Origin of the sequence: Photobacterium minamisatsumaniensis, from assembly GCF_050336695.1 — a bacterium.
Taxonomy (GTDB): domain Bacteria; phylum Pseudomonadota; class Gammaproteobacteria; order Enterobacterales; family Vibrionaceae; genus Photobacterium; species Photobacterium minamisatsumaniensis.
Map to the genome: position 1 here is coordinate 180,427 of NZ_JAKJSI010000015.1, position 20,850 is coordinate 201,276.

Consider the following 20,850-nt stretch of genomic DNA (forward strand, 5'->3'; position numbering starts at 1 on the left):
AACACCATGAAATACGGTTACTTTGATAACGACAACAGAGAGTATGTGATTACCCGTCCCGATGTGCCTGCACCTTGGACGAATTACCTGGGTACCGAAAAGTTTTGTACTGTGATCTCGCAAAATGCAGGCGGCTATTCCTTTTATAACTCACCTGAATACAACCGTGTGACAAAATTCCGTCCTAACGCGACATTCGACCGTCCAGGGCATTACGTTTACCTACGTGACGACCAAACAGGCGACTATTGGTCAATCTCTTGGCAACCTGTAGCCAAAAGCCTTGATGAGGCGAATTATGAGGTACGTCATGGCCTGTCATACTCTAAGTTCAAATGTGAATATAGCGATATCACAGCCACTAAGACCCTGTTTGTACCCAAAGGGGAAGATGCTGAAATTTGGGATGTTGTGATCAAAAACACAGGTGATACCCCGCGTACCATCAGTGCATTCTCTTTTGTTGAGTTCTCATTCAGTCATATTCAATCAGACAACCAAAACCATCAGATGAGCTTGTATTCAGCGGGCACGGCTTACCGCGAAGGCGTGATTGAGTACGATCTTTATTACAACACCAATGATGCTGAAGGCTTCTACTACCTTGCTTCAACATTTGCCCCAGACAGCTACGACGGTCAACGTGATAGCTTCTTAGGTTTATACCGTGATGAAGCGAACCCAATCGCGGTAGAGAAAGGGCAGTGTTCCAACAGTGCGCAAACCTGTTACAACCATTGTGGCTCTTTACACAAACAGTTCACCATACAACCCGGTGAAGAGGTTCGCTTTGCCTACATTCTGGGTATTGGTAAAGGCAACGGCGAGCGCCTACGTGAAAAATACCAAAATTTGGCAGAAGTTGATGCTGCATTTAACGGTATCAAAGCGCATTGGGATGAACGCTGTGCGAAGTTCCAAGTCAAATCACCGAATGAAGGCCTTGATACCATGATCAACACATGGACACTATATCAAGCTGAAACTTGTGTTGTCTGGTCTCGCTTTGCCTCATTCATTGAAGTAGGTGGCCGTACTGGCCTCGGTTATCGCGATACCGCTCAGGACGCGATTTCAGTGCCACACTCTAATGCTGAAATGACACGCAAACGCCTTGTCGATCTGCTCCGCGGCCAAGTTAAAGCCGGCTACGGCTTACACTTATTCGATCCTGATTGGTTCGATCCAGAAAAAGCCGATGTTGAACCTTCGAAGTCACCGACGGTTGTCCCGACGCCATCTGATGAAGATAAAATTCACGGCATTCAAGATACCTGTTCGGACGATCATCTATGGCTCGTCCCAACTATCTGTAAATACGTAATGGAAACAGGTGAAGAAAGCTTCTTTGATGAAGTGATCCCTTATGCCGACGGTGGAAATGCCTCTGTTTATGAGCACTTGAAAGCAGCACTCAACTTCTCCGCTGAATACGTGGGTCAAACAGGAATTTGTAAAGGTCTACGTGCCGACTGGAATGATTGTCTCAATCTGGGTGGTGGCGAGTCCGCAATGGTGTCTTTCCTTCACTTTTGGGCATTGCAAGAATTCATCGAACTTGCCAAATACCTTGGCAAAACAGAGGATGTCGACAAGTACACGGTAATGGCTGCCGATGTTCGCGAAGCCTGTGAAACTCATCTATGGGATGAAGAAGGCGAATGGTATATCCGTGGCTTAACGAAAAGCGGCGATAAGATTGGCACCGCACAACAAACCGAAGGTCGTGTTCACCTAGAGTCAAATACTCTCGCTGTTCTCTCTGGTCTTGCTTCGCAAGATCGTGGTGAGAAAGCGATGGATGCTGTCGATGAGAATTTGTACTCAGAGTATGGCCTCCATCTTAATGCACCGTCATTCTCAACACCGAATGACGACATTGGGTTTGTTACCCGTGTATATCAAGGCGTGAAGGAAAACGGCGCAATCTTCTCGCACCCTAATCCATGGGCTTGGGTTGCAGAGGCAAAACTCGGTCGAGGGGATCAGGCAATGAAATTCTTCGATGCCCTTAACCCATACAACCAAAACGACATGATCGAAAAACGTATTGCCGAACCATACTCGTACGTGCAGTTCGTTATGGGTCGTGATCACCAAGATCACGGTCGAGCAAATCACCCATGGCTGACAGGTACATCAGGCTGGGCATACTTTGCCGTCACCAACTTCATTTTAGGAATACAGACTGGATTCTCTGGCTTGAGCATCGAACCTTGTATTCCAACCGATTGGCCGGGATTCGAGGTTAGCCGGCAATGGCGTGGTGCGACCTACCAAATCAATGTTGAAAACCCTGACGGTATCAGTAAAGGCGTGAAATCAATCACCCTTAACGGCGAGGTAATTAACGGTGTGATCCCTCCACAAGCGGAAGGAACCACTAACATCGTCACGGTTGTAATGGGCTAATTTTTTCGGGAGCGTCCTTTGCGCTCCCACTTTTGCGATAAATGAGAGAAATAGGAGTTCCACCATGATTCAGTTTGGAACCGGTGGCTGGCGCGCACTGATCGGTGAAGAGTTCACGAAAGAAAACGTACGTATCGTGGCTCAGGCCATAGCCAATATCATGATCACAGAAAAAGTCACAGAAAACGGCTTTGTTATCGGTTATGACCGCCGCTTTTTGTCTGATAAAGCCGCGGTATGGTTTGCCGAAGTACTTGCAGGTAATGGTATCACCGTCAGCTTTATCAATAAGTATGTACCAACCCCGATAGTGATGTTCAAGTCGGCAAAAATTGGCGCGACTTACTCAGCCTGTATTACCGCTTCCCATAACCCAGCTGACTACAACGGTATCAAGGTATTTATCGAAGGTGGCCGAGATGCCGACGAAGTAATCACTCAAAAAATTGAACAGCAAGTTAATGTCATGAAGGGCTGTGATGTTAAATCGGTTGACTTTGAAAGCGCTCTTAATGACAAACTAGTTATCTCAATTAACCCGATGAATGAGTTTGTTGATTCAATCATCGACTTTATTGATATTGAGTCAATTAAACGCGCTAACCTTCGCGTACTCATCGACCCAATGTTCGGGGTAGCCAAGAATGCACTGCAAACCGTTTTAATATCAGGTCGCTGTGATGTGGATGTCATCCATGATGATCAAAACCCAGCATTTGGTGGCCTGATGCCATCACCTAATGCTGCCACCTTATACCGCTTAAAACACCTTGTCGCTCATGAAGGTTATGATATAGGTATTGGTACCGATGGCGACGCTGACCGCTTGGGTATTATCGATGAAAAAGGTAACTTCATTCACCCGAACGAAGTATTAATGCTGCTTTACTACTACCTACTGGAATACAAAGGCTGGCACGGTTCTGTCGTTCGAAATATCGCAACCACTCATTTGCTCGATAAAATTGCCGCAGGCTATGGTGAAAAGAGCTTTGAAGTCCCAGTAGGCTTTAAGCACATCAGTGCACAAATGGAAGCTGATGATTCACTGATCGGTGGTGAAAGCTCTGGTGGTTTAACTATTCGAGGCCATATTAAGGGTAAAGACGGTGTATTTGCATCGAGCTTATTGGTTGAGATGATCAGTGTTACAGGCAAAAAATTGTCCGAAATGCTCGATGAAATCTATAGCAAATATGGCTATGCCTACACCGCAGAAGGCGATTGTACTTTCAAGCCAACTGACCGACAACGCCTCTATAACAAAATTTATACCGATAAAGAACTGCCTGAATTTGAATGGGATATTGAAAAAGTTAGCTATGCCGATGGTGCAAAGGTTTATTTCAAAAATGGCGGTTGGGCGCTAGCCCGCTTCTCGGGTACTGAACCATTGCTACGCCTTTTCGCTGAAATGGAGAACCAAGAGCAAGCTGAAAAGGTTGTTCAGCAACTTAAAGCTTTTTTAGATATTTAACGATCCCCCCTTTCAATGCTGGCGGCGATCTAGCGCTGCCAGTATTGACACTGCTGTTGAGTCCTAAAGTAACACGCGTATAGCTGTTACATTTCGCAAGCCGTTTACGGTATTCGCGACAAGGGTAGCTACGCTACCCTTTTTCTTTTCAAGACAAGGCTTTTTCAGCTATCACGAACTCTCTTTGCCCGTTCGATAACCGTCTTGGCAATGCCAACATTTCCCCCTCTTCAGCCAGAGGATCAATCGTTACCGCGCTTTTCATGCCAGTCTGGTGGCATAAGTGAACCTCTCGAGCACCATAACAGCCATAAGGGTATGAAAAGTGGCTCACCGCAACCCCATTGTCATTAAGCCGCATTAATGACTGAGTCATCTCTTGTCGCGCCAATTTATCACTCAATCGAGTTAAATTGGGGTGGGTAACCGTATGTGCGCCAACGGTTACCAATGGATGCTTATCAAGCTGCCTGATCTGATCCCAACTCAGAGAGAAAGAACGATAACGTTCTGTATCAATGCCGCTACTTTCAAATACCTGCTTCATGTCTCGTAATGAATAAGCACATTTATCCAAGACTGAAACGAGGGTTTCATATGCGGCTTTTTTTTCTTCCATACCCGAACACGATTCAGAGTAGCATCGCCCTTCCACCAAAAGATTAACGTGTTTCTGTTTCAATATAAGATCATGAAGAATTCCCGCCACATGTACAATTTCGCCATCAGGGTACCCCGTAGTTATATAGACACACGAAGGTATACCTCTTTTTTCCAGGATCGGAAGGGCTATATCCAAATAATTACTGAATCCATCATCAAATGTAATGGCTACCGACGGTTTATTTAGTGATAAGTTCTTATTTGAGATTAAATTCATATCAACAAAATCTACATCCAGTGCTAATAACTGTTCTATTTCGTTAATGAAATCACTCTCATTCATTTCAAAATCAGGATAAAAACCTAACCGTTCACTCATCACTTTTTCATTATAAATATGATGATAACCTAATATTGTCACTTTCCCAGGCGTTAAACTTATTACTTTATCCATGTAATACCCACAATATTTTAAAGATAATTAAACATTTGAAATATAGCGATAGAATAATTTAATAAATAGTCATTAACTATATATTTCATATTTTCAAGTTATTTTGCGAGTCAGGTTCAATTATTAAGCTTATCAGTATGAAAACACCAAATACACCAATATGAACTCAATATCAATTAACATTAAAATAAAACAAACAGATATCACAGAGTTAAATAAAACAAAACTCAACATTTAATATAAATGTTAAGTAACCCGAGATGGATTAATTATCATCAATTTAATCAATTCAAACAATATCAATCTTATTTATGCAGATATAAAATCCACGCCGACACTTTTATTTAACAAAAAATCAAGATGTTCATCCAGTACGGGTAACAATAAATAAAACCACTACAGGACATTTTCCATTGCGTAAATACATATTATCCCTCAAGAGGTTTCCTCTCCTATCGAGAGTATTCATCTGGGTAGGTGTACCCAGTATCATATTTCTGACTACTGCCTTACTCTACTTTCGACAAAGTCTGCCACAACAGAGTGGAGTGATTACGATAGAAGGCATCACTCAGCAAGTCACTATTAGCCGAAATGCCAATGCGATACCAACAATAAAAGCGGCTACCGATCTCGACGCTTTTTTCTCTCTTGGCTTCGCCCATGCTCAAGATCGTCTTTGGCAAATGGAAACCAATAGAGCCATTGCTGCAGGTAAATTGAGTACGATAATTGGTGAAGAAGGCCTACAATCCGATATTCTAATGCGCACTATGGGGCTAAAACATAACGCTGAAACCATGGCAGCGGCAATTACAGGGTGGGAGCGGCAAGTACTTGATGCTTATGTAAAAGGCGTGAATCAAGGTATTAGCCAACTCAATACCCTTCCCACTGAATATCACCTACTTGGTATCACACCTGCAGCTTGGACCGATGTTGATTCTATGCTCTGGATGCAGCTGATGAGCTTTCGCCTCAGCGCGAGTATGTGGCGAGAAATAGCTGCAGCAACCCTAGTTCAATCATTTGGCGTAGACAAAGCTCAAGATTTACTTCCCGAGTACCCATTAGATCAAGCGACTGATACCTTAGCATTTAATAGCCAAAGCCTAGATTCCCTACTCAAAATGACACCAGGCAATATTTCAGCACCTAAGCCCCATATGGGCAGTAACAGCTGGGTGGTCAGCGGCCGTCATACTGCATCCAAAAAGCCTTTACTGGCCAATGATCCGCATTTAAATAATTCCCTGCCGTCAATTTTCTATCTAGCCAGTTTGCAGGGCGATAAGATCAACATAAAAGGAGCAACCTTCCCCGGCCTCCCTTTTATTGTCATTGGTGCCAATGAACATATCAGCTGGGGCATGACCAACATGCTCGCTGACAATGAAGACGTCTACCTTGAAAAAATCAATCCAAACAACCGCTATCAATATGAAGTCGATGGTCAGTACCGCGATATGGAAGTCTCTGTCGAAGAGATAGCAATTAAGCAAGACTTATTACGCCGTCAACCTGAGCCCTATCAGCTTGAGGTCCGCCGGACCCATCACGGCCCGATCTTAAGTGATGTTTTCATTCCACAAAATAACTATGCGTACAGCGTACGCTGGGTGGCAGATGATCAGACGGGTGGCACCTTCAAAAGCTTTCTCGCTTTAAATTATGCCAAAGATTGGAATAGTTTTAATACTGCGCTTAGTACCTATGTCGCGCCAATACATAATTTCGTCTACGCCGATAAATCTGGCAATATTGGCTACCTTGCACCCGGCGCTTTCCCCTTACGCAAAAGCAATAATGGTTCATTCCCGGTTGCTGGCTGGCTAAGTGAAAATGATTGGCAAGGTTGGATCCCAACTGCGCAATGGCCCCGAGAGTACAACCCCGAGCGCGGCTATATCATTACAGCCAATAACAATGTTCCTGGCGATGACTATCCATACTACCTTGGTAGTGATTGGGCGCCAGGGTACCGTGCCAAGCATATCCAACAACAACTTGATACGCTTATTAATGAGCAGGGAGGAAAACTGACAGCCAGTGATATGCAGTCGATACAACTGGATGTTACCTCCCCAGCGCTTGAGTTACTTCGTCCTTATATTGAGAAAATCTCAATATCGTCACCAAGTAAAGCTCAGCTTATTGCCCCCCTCCTAAACTGGGATGGCAACATGGCTATTGACAGTAGTGAAGCAACGCTTTTTTACTCTTGGATGCAACATTATAAACGTCTACTACTTGAAGATAATGCTGAAAGGATCAACAACACGCAACAGGCAGAACAATTATTACGAGAGATAATCTTAGAGGATAACCTACCGTTTATTGTCCGCACACTTAAAAATAACAGCTCAGGTTGGTGCAACTATTTACGTCGAGAAGGAACACAGGATTGCCTTGAGTTGCTATCCATTTCACTCGACCACACCATTAATGAATTAGAAAGAGAGTTAGGCAGCAACGTCAATAGCTGGCAATGGGGGAATGCCCACAAAGCACACTACCCACACTTCCCGTTCAGTGATCCTAACTTTGGCCCTGATTTACCAGACGACGTTGAGTACCCATGGGACTTTGTATTCCATCGTTCAATCTCAGCCATAGGTGGCGGCTATACCGTGAATGTGGCACCTGCTAGTTTTGCGGAAGAAAGTCGATTTGCCCAATTTTACGGTGCAACTTTCCGCCAAGTTATTGATATGTCAGAGCCCCATCAAGCAGCATTCAGCCTTTCTACAGGCCAATCAGGTAATGTACTTAGCCCTCATTATGATGACATGCTCCCGCGCCACCAGCAGGGTCGCTACACCACCATCGGTCAAGAAGAAGCACATAACCTTACGCTTCTACCTCAGCACACAACCAAATCGGAGCTGCAATAATGGGACTTAAAAAGATTTCAGATCTCTATTGGCGCACCAAACCTAATTTATTTTTTCTGTCAGTGCTGCTTGGCGTAGTAACCGGGATCTGCTATTCCCTACTGATCCCATTTATTATCTATGCGACCAATTCAGACAGGCGACCAGATCTCAGCTTAGAGGTAGAAAACTTCCATTTTTTTGCCTCGCCCACGGCAGATCTCGCTATCGTATTTCTCGCGACTTGCCTTGGGATTATTGTCATTAAATCAACCTCGTATATCTTGTCAGCGATTATCGCTCACCATGGTGCGGTGGCACACCGAATAGAGATATACAAAAAAATCAATAACTTGCCTTATGTGAAATTAGAGGAAATTGGCCAAGCTAGGCTCATTAATCTACTGAATGTCGATATCAAACACATCACGTTGGCTGCAACGAGCCTCCCTCTAGTATGGATCAGCCTAATTACAATTATTGGTACGCTGGGCTATCTGGTTTACCTTGATATTAAAGTGTTCAGCTTTGTTTTAATGTGCCTAATCGGAGCTATTTTGACCTATCAACTCCCAATCTGGTATGCCAACCGCTATCTCACACGGTCACGAGAACAATATGACCGCGTTCAGCAAGGGGTCAGAGGTCTCATTCTAGGTGCCAAAGAATTAAAACTCAGTGCGGTGAAAACGAAAACCTTTACCGATAAAGAATTGGTTGACCCAGAAGAGCAGGCACTTAACGCTGAAATTAAAGGGCTATCTATTCTTACTTTTACTCAGGTATACGGTGAAATCATTGCCTTTCTAGTCATTGGTGTTGTTGTCTTCCACCTGCCCTATCAATACCCACTTGGAAATATAGAGCTCTTTGGTATCGTTATGGCTCTGCTCTACCTCACGGGTCCAGTTGCCGCAATACTCACAAACCTCGAACACCTACAAAAAGGACGAGTTGCGCTAAGGAAGCTACAAGACTTTTACCGTGATTTAGATAGTGAGGAGTCAGCCGGCTCTGCTGCCATCTCACCCAATTGGTCAGCCTTATCACTCAATAACGTAAGCTACCGCTATCCAGGTAATAACAGCAGTTTTGCTCTCAATAACATATCCCTTATTTTCAATAAAGGAGAAATCACTTTTATTATTGGCGGTAATGGTTCTGGTAAATCAACCCTATCAAAAATCATTTCACTTCACTACCAGCCCACTCAGGGTCATTTATTCTTAAGTGAACAACTTATATCGAATAATAACTTGGCCTGTGCTCGTGAGAAAATTTCAGCAATATATACCGATTACCATTTATTCCCAGAGTTATATGGTCAATGGAATAATCAAAAAATCAACGAATACCTTCGCTATCTTGAGCTCGATAATAAAGTGAAAATTATCAATAACAGATTCAGTACCACCTTATTATCTGATGGCCAAAAGAAGCGTCTTGCTTTACTCAGCCTATTGCTTGAAGACCGTAATATTTGCTTATTTGATGAATGGGCCGCAGATCAAGATCCTAGGTTTAAAGATATTTTCTATCGAATTATTTTGCCCGATTTAAAACAGCAAGGAAAAGTCGTCATTGTTATTTCACACGACGACCGCTATTTCGACTGCGCAGATAAAGTTGTGGTTATGGATCAAGGCTCGATAAGAGAAATAACAACTCAGCTTGGTAAACAATTAGATATCACCACATAAATAAACCATTTCGGTAACGGATAAACTATGCATATCGGTATTATTAATTTGATGCCGGATCCTGAGTTATATATAAATGAAATAACCTCTTTATTAAAGGGGTATTCTTATGATTTGTCTTGGATCCACCTATCAGATAAAAAAAATGGGCACCAAAGTGCGCAAGTCCCTGACTTCCACTACCCAACCTTACAACAGGCCAAGCCTTTTGACTTAATCGTCGTTACTGGTGCGCCTGTTGAAAAGCTACGCTTCGAGGATGTTGAATATTGGCAGGAGCTTTGTGCCATTTTGCACGATGCTATTTCAAACGGTACCCGTCTTCTAGGAGTCTGCTGGGGCGCTATGGCCGTTGCCAAACTTTATGGATTAGATAAGCAGGTTAGCACCAACAAAGCCTTCGGTGTTTATGGCTTTAGCAACCCCCAGCCAAGTCTACCGCTAATGGAAGGCATGGAAGAGACATTCCACTGGCCAGTCAGTACCTATGCCACCTTCAACACGCAGCAAGCCGACGCCCTGATCTCGAGTGGTGGATGGTTAGGTATCGGTAAACACCCTGATATTGGTTACGGTCTACTGTGTTCGACTAATCAGCAAATCTTACTCAGCCTTGGCCACCCGGAATACTCTCCTCAGCGACTACTCAACGAGTACCTGCGCGATAGTGCACAAGGCCTAAACACTGCATTTCCCTCTGGGCTAACCGAAGATGATCCCGTGACCTTTCGTCACGCCAAAAACACCTGCGTATTTAGTAACTGGTTATACGGAATTTATATAAATAACAAGGATTAATAGAACATGGCTAACCAATATTACCTTCGCTCCGATGTCTATTTCGAGCCACTATTCAATAACTGGTATGTTTGGCCCTACCTGCTTGCACCTGCCACTGGTGCAATGAATATGGCAAACCACCAGCAGCGTCTACTTAAATCATTTATTGCCAACGCCAAACTCCATGCAGCTTCTGCCAAACATAAAGCCATGGTGGGCAGCTCGATGGTCGATTGTCGTGAAGAGCAAGTTGACCAAGTGAAAGCGATTTTGCAGCAAACCCAGACAACTCACGCCAACTTACTCGATTTTGCACAGGCTATTCGTGATCTCGATGATCTACTACGCGAAAAAGCGCACGGTGAATCCCTTGAGCCACTGTATGCAGAGGTGCCTGAGTGTCTAAAGGGCTATGTTGAGTTGGTTTACGACCTAAATAACCAGCCATCTTACCGTCTGATCGAAGGTTTGCTCTATCTCAGCGAGTTCTACAAACCTGAAGGGCAGAGCTTGTGCTTTGGGGTACAGCATAGTGATGAGCGTCCCTTTGTACTCAGTACCCCACGACTGGCCGATGAACACCACCTACACATCAAAGTACCGTTTGATCACCCATTTACAGAGGCTATCTTCAGAATGCGTGAAGAGCCGCAATCTCTTGAATATCTGCGAGAGTTACTCGGAGAGAGTGAATTGGCAGGCGGACTTGATTTTGAATCCTTGTTCACGACCGAAGCACCACGTCGCTCGAATGCTTATCAAGGACAAGATGTGAAAGTAAATTATCTTGGCCATGCTGGCGTTATGGTGGAGACCAATCGTACCTGTATTATGGTTGATCCGGTGATCCCCTACACCAACGATGAATATACAGACAAACTCACGTTTGAAGATCTTCCGCCATTTATTGACTACGTGATGGTTACCCACACCCATATGGATCACGTCTGTATCGAAACACTGCTTCAGCTAAAACATAAAATTGGAACCATTCTAGTACCGAAGAATAACGGTGGCAGCCTGGCCGATCCATCCATCAAACTGATGCTCCAACATCTCGGTTTTCCACGCGTACAAGAAATGGAAGACATGGAGTCATTGACAGTACCAGATGGGAAAATCACTGCCTTACCATTCTTAGGCGAGCACGCTGATGTCAACGTACGCTCTAAGGCTGCTTGGCTTGTTAACCTGAAAGGTCGCAAAATACTGCTAGCTGCCGACTCATCGAATATCGACCATCACCTCTATGAACATATCTATCAATTTAGCGGGGATGTTGATGCCCTCTACATTGGCATGGAATGTACTGGAGGCCCACTTAAGTGGCTTTATGGCTCACTACTCACCCAACCTATCAGCAAAGAAATGAATGAATCTCGTCGCTTTAACGGGTCTGACTTCAGTGCTGCTGTCGGCCTAGTTGAAAAATTTAATGTCGAAACAGTCAATGTTTACGCACTCGGCATGGAGCCTTGGTATCGCTACTTTATGGGGATTGTCTACAACGATGACGACGCCCAAATGCAAGAATCGCAACGCCTCGTTGATTACTGTAAGCAGCAAGGCCGCAGCGGAAAACGCCTGTTTGGTAAAGATGAAGTTATTTTCAGCGCTCGCTAACCCAATATGTCGGCCAGCTGTGCTGGCCGTATGATGACAAGGAAGCCAATTAATCATGAACGCACACATTGAACAACACGAAGCACCGCGCTCATTACTCGCAATTCTAGCCAAACGTGCCATTCACCAAGCCGACAAAACGGCGTTTACCTTTATTGATGACAAAAACCAACGCAGTAGTATCAGCTATAGTGAGCTGTATCGTGATGCAACTAGCTTGGCATGCCATTTAAAAACAAAGCTCGATGAAGGAGAGCGCGCTGTATTGCTCTACCCCCCAGGCCTTGATTATATACGCGCCTTTTATGCGTGCCTTTATGCGGGGATCGTCGCGGTACCACTTTATCCACCAGTACCAAACCAAAAGCTGGATCGTATCGACAAGGTAGTCAAAAGCTGCAATGCGCAATTAGCTCTCTTCAATGATCAGGTTGCCAAAGGGATCCATGCCTTCTCAGGTGAACATGGTATTTTTCAACCCCATCAATTACTACAGACCGATCAATTACTGCGCGACACAAATAATCACTTAACAGCAGTTCAGCCAGCTCTCCCCCCGATTGCTGAAGATAACTTAGCCTTTTTACAATATACATCTGGCTCAACAGGCCTTCCTAAGGGGGTCAAGATCAGTCACGGTAACATTGTGGCGAATCTAGAAGCACTCACCGCACAAACTGGCTGTAACGGTGATGATGTATTTGTTAACTGGCTACCCTTATTTCACGATCTTGGCCTCGTTAATACCATGCTACTTCCCGTCTTCCTTGGCTCACACTCCGTATTAATGAGCCCTGTCCGTTTTGTTAAACGCCCGAGTTGCTGGTTCGAGGCAATTTCTGAATTCAAAGGCACAATTTGTGGTGCTCCGAATTTTGCCTTCGACTTGTGTGTCGCCAAGATTGCCCCTGAAGACTATTTTGAACTCGACCTCAGCCAATGGCGCATTGCCTTCAACGCCGCAGAACCGATCAATCCCGATACACTCGCCCGTTTCGGCGTGCGATTTGCAGGACTGGGATTCAAAGCAAATGCTTTCTATCCTAGTTATGGAATGGCCGAAGCAACCGTCTTTCTTTCTGGTGGCCAAGCAGCAGCACCTTCCGTGATCCGCCTGTTTGATAAGCAGCAACTCAAAAACCGACAAGCCACACTCACAGACAGTAAAGAACAAGGGCAGAAGCTGGTAGGCTGTGGTGCTTTTCCACCACACCACCACTTTCACATTGTTGATCCAGATAGCCAACAAACCCTCAATGAAGGGCAAGTCGGTGAGGTTTGGGTTGCAGGCCCGAGTATAGCCAAAGGTTACTGGGAATTAGAAGAGCTAAGCCAAGCGGTGTTTGGTGCTCAATTAGCCAATGATGACACCCCTTACCTGCGTACTGGTGATCTTGGCTTTTGTACTGACGGCGAGCTCTATATCTCAGGTCGGATCAAAGATGTCATTATCGTTAGAGGCCAAAACTACTACCCACAAGATTTAGAACGTATTGGGCAAGAAAGCCACCGCGCAATCCGCCCCGGGTGCTGCGTCGCCTTTACTAGCGAACATAACGACAATGTGATCCTCGCGGTCGAAATTAACCCTCGCCAGCTCAAGCAACTACAAGATGCGCCATTAGCCGATCAAATTCGCCAAGCTGCGAAGTCAGCCATCAGCCAAGAGCTGGAACTGAGCATTGACACCGTTCTACTGCTACCACCCGGCACTCTACCCAAAACATCAAGTGGTAAGGTGCAGCGCACACTAACCAAACAACGTTTTCACGATGGTCACTTCACCGATCTTGTTGCAGAAACCGAAGCCTCAAATGGGAAACAAGCGACAAGCCAAATTATAACGGCTAACCATGTCATGGCTCAGCTCGCACCAGCATGGGCAGAAGTACTAAAGCTTAACGATCCCTCATCGCTAACACCTGAAAGCCACTTCTTCAATAGTGGTGGTGATTCACTGGCTGCCACCCAGCTAATTGCCGAGGCCGAGAAACATTTTTCACTCACCCTCGACAACGCATTGCTGTTCGAACATCAAACGCTCGGCACATTGGCAGCCTTCATTGAACAGGCTATACAACAAGCGACGTCACAACCTACCGTACAACCGGAGAAAGCAGTCCCGCGAACAGGCGCGATAGTCGCCCCCCTATCTTCAGCCCAGCAGCGACTCTGGTTGATGAACCAGCTAGGGCATGGGGAACTCTGTAATTTACCTCTCAAGTTAACACTTAGCGGCGAGCTCGATCGCCGCAGCTTGCAAGAAGCCCTACAGTATCTGGTCAATCGCCACGAAACACTTCGGACCTGTTACCCAGCGAATAATGGCATCCCCCAACAGCAAGTAGAAGGGCAAGTCGATGTCACGCTGAGCGAAATAGATCTTAGCCATCTAGATCACGTTGAACGCCAACAACAGCTTGAAGCAGTTCAAGCTAATGAAGCGAAACAGAATTTCAGCCTCGAACATGGGCCAATCTTCGCCGCTAAGCTCGTCATTCTGGGGCCGGAACAACACCAACTGCTGTTCACTGTTCACCACATTGCAGTGGACGGCTGGTCTATGCGCATACTGCTAAAAGAGCTAAAAGCTTGCTATTTAGCAGCTAAAGCGAAGACTCAAGCCGATTTACCGGCTTTGGATATCAGCTATATCGATTACAGCCAATGGCAAAATAATCAATTAGCCGAGTCCACCCCAGCACTGCTTAGTTACTGGCAGAAGCAACTTGCCGGCGCACCGGCACTGCTTGAGTTACCCTATGATTCAGTCCGACCTGCTCGCCAAAGTTTCAATGGCGGCAAGCATACCGAAGTACTTCCTTCGACACTGATTGAGCAAGTGAAGCACGTCGCCAATCAACATGGAGCAACACCATTTATGGTAATGCTCGCGGCTTACCAAATTTTGCTGCGTGCCCTTTCTGATCAAGACGATATTATTGTTGGCACCGATATTGCCAATCGTAACCATCCTCAATTGGGTAATAAGGTTGGCTTTTTCGTAAACCAGCTTGTTTTACGAAACCAAATCGATCCTAATGCTTCGATTGCAGCCTTGATCGACAACGTAAAAGCAACAACGCTTGAGGCATTTTCCCATCAGGAATTACCGTTTGATAAACTCGTTGAAGGGTTATGCGTCGACCGTAATCCACAATACTCTCCACTGTTTCAGGTTAAATTTCTATTCAACATTAATCCAAGTGATGAGCTTGCAGGGATAGGACTTGAAACGACAGTTGAAGGACAAGACAACGCAGCGGCCCAGTATGATCTGACCTTAAGTGTTGATCAGCAAGCCGATCAAAGCCTAAGTACCACTTTCCATTACAATAGCGATTTGTTCCATACCACCAGCATTAATCAGATGATGGCATGCTACCAACAAATTTTAACAGCCTTGGTAACGAACACTGAACAACCCCTATCAGAGGTAACCCCTTGGCTGGATCGAACCGCGCCAGCCAGCAATCCACCACCCACAATGAGCTTCCGCGAAGTCGGGTTGCAAGTCCATCAGCACGCCCTTGAGCATCCAGACAAAATTGCCGTTAGCACCACTAAAGTACAGCTGACTCAGGCAGAGTTGGATCGCCAATCTAATCGCCTAGCAAACTTCCTTGGGGATATAGCTCAAGAACCTGATGTACCTGTTGGGATCTACCTTGAACGATCCACCGATTTGGTTATTGCCGTACTGGCTTGTATCAAAGCTGGGATCCCTTTCTTACCATTGGATCCAGATTACCCTGACAGCCGAATCGAATTCATGCTGGAAGACAGCAATACCGAACTGCTGATCACCCACTCATCACTTGAGGGCCAATTAGTTGACTACTGCGGTGCGACGATCCAGCTTGATGAGGCAGAAGCTTTCCTTGGTGATTACCCAAATAGTCTGCCTGATATAGCAACGGCGAATGAGGCTCTAGCTTACGTGCTGTATACATCTGGCTCTACAGGCCAACCTAAAGGCGTTAAAATTGCTCAGCAATCATTGGCTAACCTATGCCAATGGTATATTGAGTTTGCCAAACTCACACCTGCAAGTAGAGTGCTTCAGCTAATCCCGTTCAGCTTCGATGCAAGTATCAAAAATATCATTGCCCCTCTAATGGCAGGTGCCCAGCTAACGCTTGCACCTTCAGGCCGTTTTGATGCCTTTGCCACCTGCGAATTGATTGCCTCTGAACAAATTACCTTCTTTAACTGCGTACCAAGCGTGCTGTACAGCTTGGTTCAAGCAAGTGAAAACCATCACTATCGTCACCTGCAGAGCCTTAAGCTTGTCGCGATGGGGGCGGAAGTGCCCGATCTTAACAAGCTGATACCTTGGTTAAGTCAAGGCGATCAGCAATGTGATCTCGCCAACATATATGGCCCAACAGAATGTACTGACATCAGCAGTGCATTTTATTTGAAACATGCCGATATCCAATCAGCCCGAATGCCACTGCCCATTGGCCAGTCATTACCGGGCTGCCAATTGCATATTATCAATCAAGAAACATTAGCTCCCACCTACCCCGGAGTATCGGGTGAGCTGTTAATCGCTGGTATTGGCGTCGGTTTGGGCTACCTCAATAATCGTCAGGAAAACAAAGCTAAATATATTACCAACCCATTTGGTGAAGGACTCGCTTATCGAACCGGGGATCTCGCCAAATTGAACAACAATGGTCAACTTGAATACCTAGGTCGAATAGATCAACAGGTGAAACTCAACGGGATCCGCATTGAACTCGGGGAGATCGAGCGCTCACTCCAAGTTCATGATGCCATCGAGGAGGCTGTTGTCATCGTCAAAGCCGCTAACCAACTCGTCGCTTTTGTGAAAAGCACCATATTAACGCCACCAAGTCCGGCTCAGTTACGCCAGTATCTCGCCAGCTCGTTACCAGAAAGTATGCTGCCGAGTGCTATCGCCTTTGTTGATGACATTCCACGACTACCAAATGGCAAGGTTAACCGACAAGTATTAGCGGATATTCCCTTGCAAAGTAACGCATCTGCTGCCGAATGTGTTGAACCACGTAATGACGTAGAGCAGCAGCTGGCAGCGATTTGGCAAGAAGCACTCGAAAGCACCAACTTTGGGGTGCGAGATAATTTCTTCGAGCTAGGCGGGGACTCCATCCTTTGCGTTCAAGTTGTCGCCAAAGCTGAGAAAATCGGTTTGCTATTTACCGTTGCAGATATGTTCGAGCACCAAACTATTGAGCAACTTGCTGACATTACTCGCCAATCAACACCAGCCAACGACATCGAAGAAGACGATGACTTTGACCTGATGTCTGATGCAGACCGAGAAAAACTATTCAGTTAACCCGACATTGGAAGGCCCTGCTGTATACGGCAGGGCCTATGAAAAGGATATCACCATGCAACAGCAGACCCTTCCACCAGTGATTGATGGCTACCCGCTTAGCCGGATGCAAGCTGGCATGCATTACCATAACCAACTCAATACCCACTCATCCCTATACCATGATGTCTTCAATTTACAGCTTCAAACCCGCTGGGATCAGGCCGCATTTACCCAAGCAATAGAACAAACCCTTAGCCAACATCCATTACTGCGCACCAGTTTTAACGCCACCAAATTCAGTGAACCGATGCAGCTGGTTCATCAGCAGGGAATTGTCAGGCTTGAAGTACGCCAGCTAACTGATAAACCAACGGCAGACGTGCAGATCGAGTCAGCGATCAATCAACTCAAAGCATCACCATTAAGCCTCACCGAGCCGAGTCAGATCCGCTTCACGGTCTTATTGAGAGAGTCAGGGCAATTCCAATTACTGATCGATGCCCACCACATGATCCTTGATGGGTGGAGTATGGCAACCTTGCTGACTGAACTTTTCCAGCGCTACCTGATAATTCAGGGGCTACTCCCAGAGATCCCCGACCAACCGCTTCAATCAAACTATAAAGCCTTCATCAAAGCTGAGCGAAAATGCCTGAAAGATGAAGTAACCCGTCAGTATTGGCAGCAACAGCTAGCCGCATTTGAGTACCATGAACTACCCAGTTTACGTCCAGATAACGAGCGGCCCGGTGGCATGGCGGAATGGCGCTCAGCATTACCAAGGCCGCTGATCAATAATTTGGCAGAGACGGCTAAAAGCCATGGCCTACGCCTAACCAGTTTGCTTCAAGCCGCTCACCTTCGAGTCATCGGCTTACTCACCAACCGTACCGATACGTGTAGCACCACGGTGGCTAACGGCCGTCTAGAAAAAATAGATGGTGAACGCGTAATCGGTTTATTTATCAATAGCCTTCCATTGGCTATTGACCTAGTTGATCACTCTTGGCTAAGCCTGGCTCAAGCTATTGAAGCTCAGCTCCAGCAACACCAACCTTATCGCCGCTACCCTTTTGCGGAACTGGTCAAGCAGCACGCAACGCCACTCAGTGACTTCGGCTTTAACTACACCCACTTTCACATCTATAAGCATGTGCAAGATATCAGAGGCTTCAATGTTATTAATGGAGAGATCCGTGAAGAAAATAGCTTCAAATTTCATACCTCATTCCATCAGGGATTAACTGGCGACATCAACCTTGCTTTGTCCTATCAGCAAGATTATATCTCTAACAAACAAGCTCAAGCAGCCGGACAGTATTACTTAACTGCACTTCAGCATATCTGTCAGACCCCGAACGCTAAGTGCCTCACCACGCCATTATTGGAAAAGCGAGAGCGGGAACGAATGCTCTACCATTGGAACCCTCCATCAACAGACACCCAGCAAAACGCCTTTCTTCATCAGCGAGTTGAGCAACAAGCAAAGCATAACCCGTCGAGCATTGCGGCCTACTGCGCGGGGCATGCACTGACCTATCAGGCATTAAACGAACGGGCAAATCAGCTGGCTCATCGRCTKCGTCAAGAAGGGATAGGGCCCGATCAATTTGTAGGCCTATACGTTGATCGCTCTCTGGAAATGCTTATCGGATTGCTAGGTATCATGAAAGCGGGCGGCGCTTACTTGCCGCTTGACCCACAGTACCCAACAGAGCGTATCGAGTATATGTTGGCTGATACCAACGCTCGCCTTGTCCTCACCCAGCATCACCTTGAAAAGCAACTACCCGCAGGGGAATATAGCTCTATCTCTCTTGACGATAAGACGGAGCTAACACACCAACCCTGTACCAATTTAAGTACAGCAGACATAGGACTCAAACCTAACCATCTTGCCTATATCATCTATACCTCTGGAAGTACTGGCAAGCCCAAAGGCGTCATGCTCGAACACCGTAATCTCAGTAATTTCCTGTCATCAATGGCGCAACAACCTGGGCTGGCTGACGATGATACACTTCTAGCCGTTACCTCAATTTCGTTTGATATTCATACACTTGAGCTTTACTTGCCTCTGCAAGAGGGCGGAACTGTGGTTATTGCAACCCGAGAGCAAACTCTCGACAGTCAGGCACTCGATAGCCTTATCCAACACCATAATGTGACGGCAATGCAAGCCACACCCGCCACTTGGACAATGTTGACTCAGCAACAATGGCGGGCCCCCTCAGGCTTTAAGGCAATGTGTGGCGGCGAAGCTTTAACCCAGCGCCTACAAGACAGCTTACTTAACTTACCGGGCTTACAACTGTGGAATATGTATGGTCCAACCGAAACCTGTGTCTGGTCAGCCGTTAGTGAAGTCACGCACACAGCGCCAGCCCGTATTGGAACCCCAATCGCTAATACGACCTTTTATATTCTTGACCCRCAAGGCCACCCAGTACCACAAGGGGTTGCAGGTGAGTTATTCATCGGGGGGGATGGATTGGCCCGAGGCTACCATAACCGTCCCGACCTCACTGCAGAGCGCTTTATCAACCACCCAGCACCAGARCTTAGCCATGAACGTATTTACCAAACTGGCGATCTCGTGCGCCGTCTAGATTCAGGGGAACTCGAGTTCATTGGCCGTACCGATTTTCAGGTAAAACTACGGGGGTTCAGGATTGAACTGGGAGAGATCGAAACCTGCTTGCTACAGCATCCATCGTTCAATCAAGCTGTTGTTCAAGTGGCAGGAAAGCCTGAAAAACTTGTCGCCTACTTAGTGACAGGGAAAGGTGTTGAGGGTCAATCCGCCATTCTGGAATTAAAAAAACACGCCCAGCAATACTTACCCGCTTACATGCAACCTTCGGTTTATCAATTGCTTGATAATCTACCACTGACGCCAAACGGTAAAATTAATCGTAAGGCATTAGCTGACATTCCGTTGCAAACCAACACCTTGTCGATCGAATGTGTCGCACCACGCAATGAGACTGAACAACAGCTGGCAATTATTTGGCAAGAAGCACTAGAAACCACCAACTTTGGGGTGCGAGATAATTTCTTCGAACTGGGGGGGGATTCTATTCTTTCCGTACAGGTTGTCGCTAAAGCGGAGCAAGCCGGCCTGCTCTTTACCGTTGCCGATATGTTCGAGCACCAAACTATTGAGCAACTTGTTGGCATTGCTTCCCAAACACCGTCAGATAACGACATCGAAGAAGACGATGACTTTGACCTAATATCTGAGGCAGATGCTGAGCTTCTAACCCGAAAATGGAAGGCCCTGCCGTATGTGGCTGGGCAATATGAAAAGAATATCGCGATACAACCTCCAGTGATTGATGGCTATCCACTTAGCCGGATGCAAGCTGGCATGCATTACCATAACCAACTCAATACCCATCATTCACTCTACCATGATGTTTTAAATATACAGCTTCAGGCTTGTTGGGATCAGCCCGCATTTACCCAAGCGATAGAACAAACCCTTAACCGTCATCCACTACTGCGCACCAGCTTCAATGCCATCGCATTCAGCGAACCGATGCAACTGGTTCATCAACAAGGGATTGTCAGGCTCGATGTACGTCAACTGGCTACTGAGCCCTCAGTAGATATAC

Annotated in this window: 9 protein-coding genes; 8 read left to right on the plus strand and 1 reads right to left on the minus strand. The window is 46.0% G+C overall.

All coding sequences use genetic code 11. The features are described from left to right. Positions 1–6: 6 nt before the first annotated feature. Complete coding sequence (locus L4D78_RS07875; RefSeq protein WP_428466395.1) at positions 7–2,412, plus strand: glycoside hydrolase family 94 protein; 2,406 nt, start codon at positions 7–9, stop codon at positions 2,410–2,412. A 64-nt stretch (positions 2,413–2,476) separates the two neighbouring features. Then, the gene (locus L4D78_RS07880) at positions 2,477–3,889 is read left to right on the plus strand and encodes a phosphoglucomutase/phosphomannomutase family protein (RefSeq protein ID WP_428466396.1); all 1,413 of its coding nucleotides are present in this window, start codon (positions 2,477–2,479) and stop codon (positions 3,887–3,889) included. Between the two features lie 148 nt (positions 3,890–4,037). On the opposite strand, the gene L4D78_RS07885 is transcribed toward L4D78_RS07880, so the two are convergent. Continuing rightward, positions 4,038–4,946: a polysaccharide deacetylase family protein gene (locus tag L4D78_RS07885; protein ID WP_428466397.1), complete on the minus strand. Its 909-nt coding sequence runs from the start codon at positions 4,944–4,946 to the stop codon at positions 4,038–4,040. 548 nt (positions 4,947–5,494) lie between these two features. Between L4D78_RS07885 and L4D78_RS07890 the strand changes: the two genes are divergently transcribed. From L4D78_RS07890 to L4D78_RS07915, 6 genes are all read left to right on the plus strand, one after another. After that, the gene (locus tag L4D78_RS07890) at positions 5,495–7,840 is read left to right on the plus strand and encodes a penicillin acylase family protein (protein WP_428466398.1); all 2,346 of its coding nucleotides are present in this window, start codon (positions 5,495–5,497) and stop codon (positions 7,838–7,840) included. Further along, positions 7,840–9,519: a cyclic peptide export ABC transporter gene (locus L4D78_RS07895; RefSeq protein WP_428466399.1), complete on the plus strand. Its 1,680-nt coding sequence runs from the start codon at positions 7,840–7,842 to the stop codon at positions 9,517–9,519. Before L4D78_RS07890 ends, L4D78_RS07895 begins: the two co-directional genes overlap by 1 nt. A gap of 27 nt (positions 9,520–9,546) precedes the next feature. Next, a complete protein-coding gene (locus tag L4D78_RS07900) occupies positions 9,547–10,317 on the plus strand; it encodes a homoserine O-acetyltransferase/O-succinyltransferase family protein (protein ID WP_428466400.1) in 771 nt (256 codons plus the stop codon). Between the two features lie 6 nt (positions 10,318–10,323). Continuing rightward, the gene (locus tag L4D78_RS07905; RefSeq protein ID WP_428466401.1) at positions 10,324–11,922 is read left to right on the plus strand and encodes an MBL fold metallo-hydrolase; all 1,599 of its coding nucleotides are present in this window, start codon (positions 10,324–10,326) and stop codon (positions 11,920–11,922) included. Positions 11,923–11,977: 55 nt separating this feature from the next. Continuing rightward, the gene (locus tag L4D78_RS07910) at positions 11,978–17,251 is read left to right on the plus strand and encodes an amino acid adenylation domain-containing protein (RefSeq protein WP_428466402.1); all 5,274 of its coding nucleotides are present in this window, start codon (positions 11,978–11,980) and stop codon (positions 17,249–17,251) included. Positions 17,252–17,306: 55 nt separating this feature from the next. Further along, on the plus strand, positions 17,307–20,850 hold a 3,544-nt coding region (locus tag L4D78_RS07915), incomplete at its 3' end, for a non-ribosomal peptide synthetase (RefSeq protein WP_428466403.1).

Bases quoted from the DNA above. Each gene is read 5' to 3' on its own strand.
- L4D78_RS07875 (WP_428466395.1), top strand. From the start codon at position 7: ATGAAATACGGTTACTTTGATAACGACAACAGAGAGTATGTGATTACC.
- L4D78_RS07900 (WP_428466400.1), top strand. From the start codon at position 9,547: ATGCATATCGGTATTATTAATTTGATGCCGGATCCTGAGTTATATATA.
- L4D78_RS07895 (WP_428466399.1), top strand. From the start codon at position 7,840: ATGGGACTTAAAAAGATTTCAGATCTCTATTGGCGCACCAAACCTAAT.
- L4D78_RS07880 (WP_428466396.1), top strand. From the start codon at position 2,477: ATGATTCAGTTTGGAACCGGTGGCTGGCGCGCACTGATCGGTGAAGAG.
- L4D78_RS07905 (WP_428466401.1), top strand. From the start codon at position 10,324: ATGGCTAACCAATATTACCTTCGCTCCGATGTCTATTTCGAGCCACTA.
- L4D78_RS07910 (WP_428466402.1), top strand. From the start codon at position 11,978: ATGAACGCACACATTGAACAACACGAAGCACCGCGCTCATTACTCGCA.
- L4D78_RS07885 (WP_428466397.1), bottom strand. From the start codon at position 4,946: ATGGATAAAGTAATAAGTTTAACGCCTGGGAAAGTGACAATATTAGGT.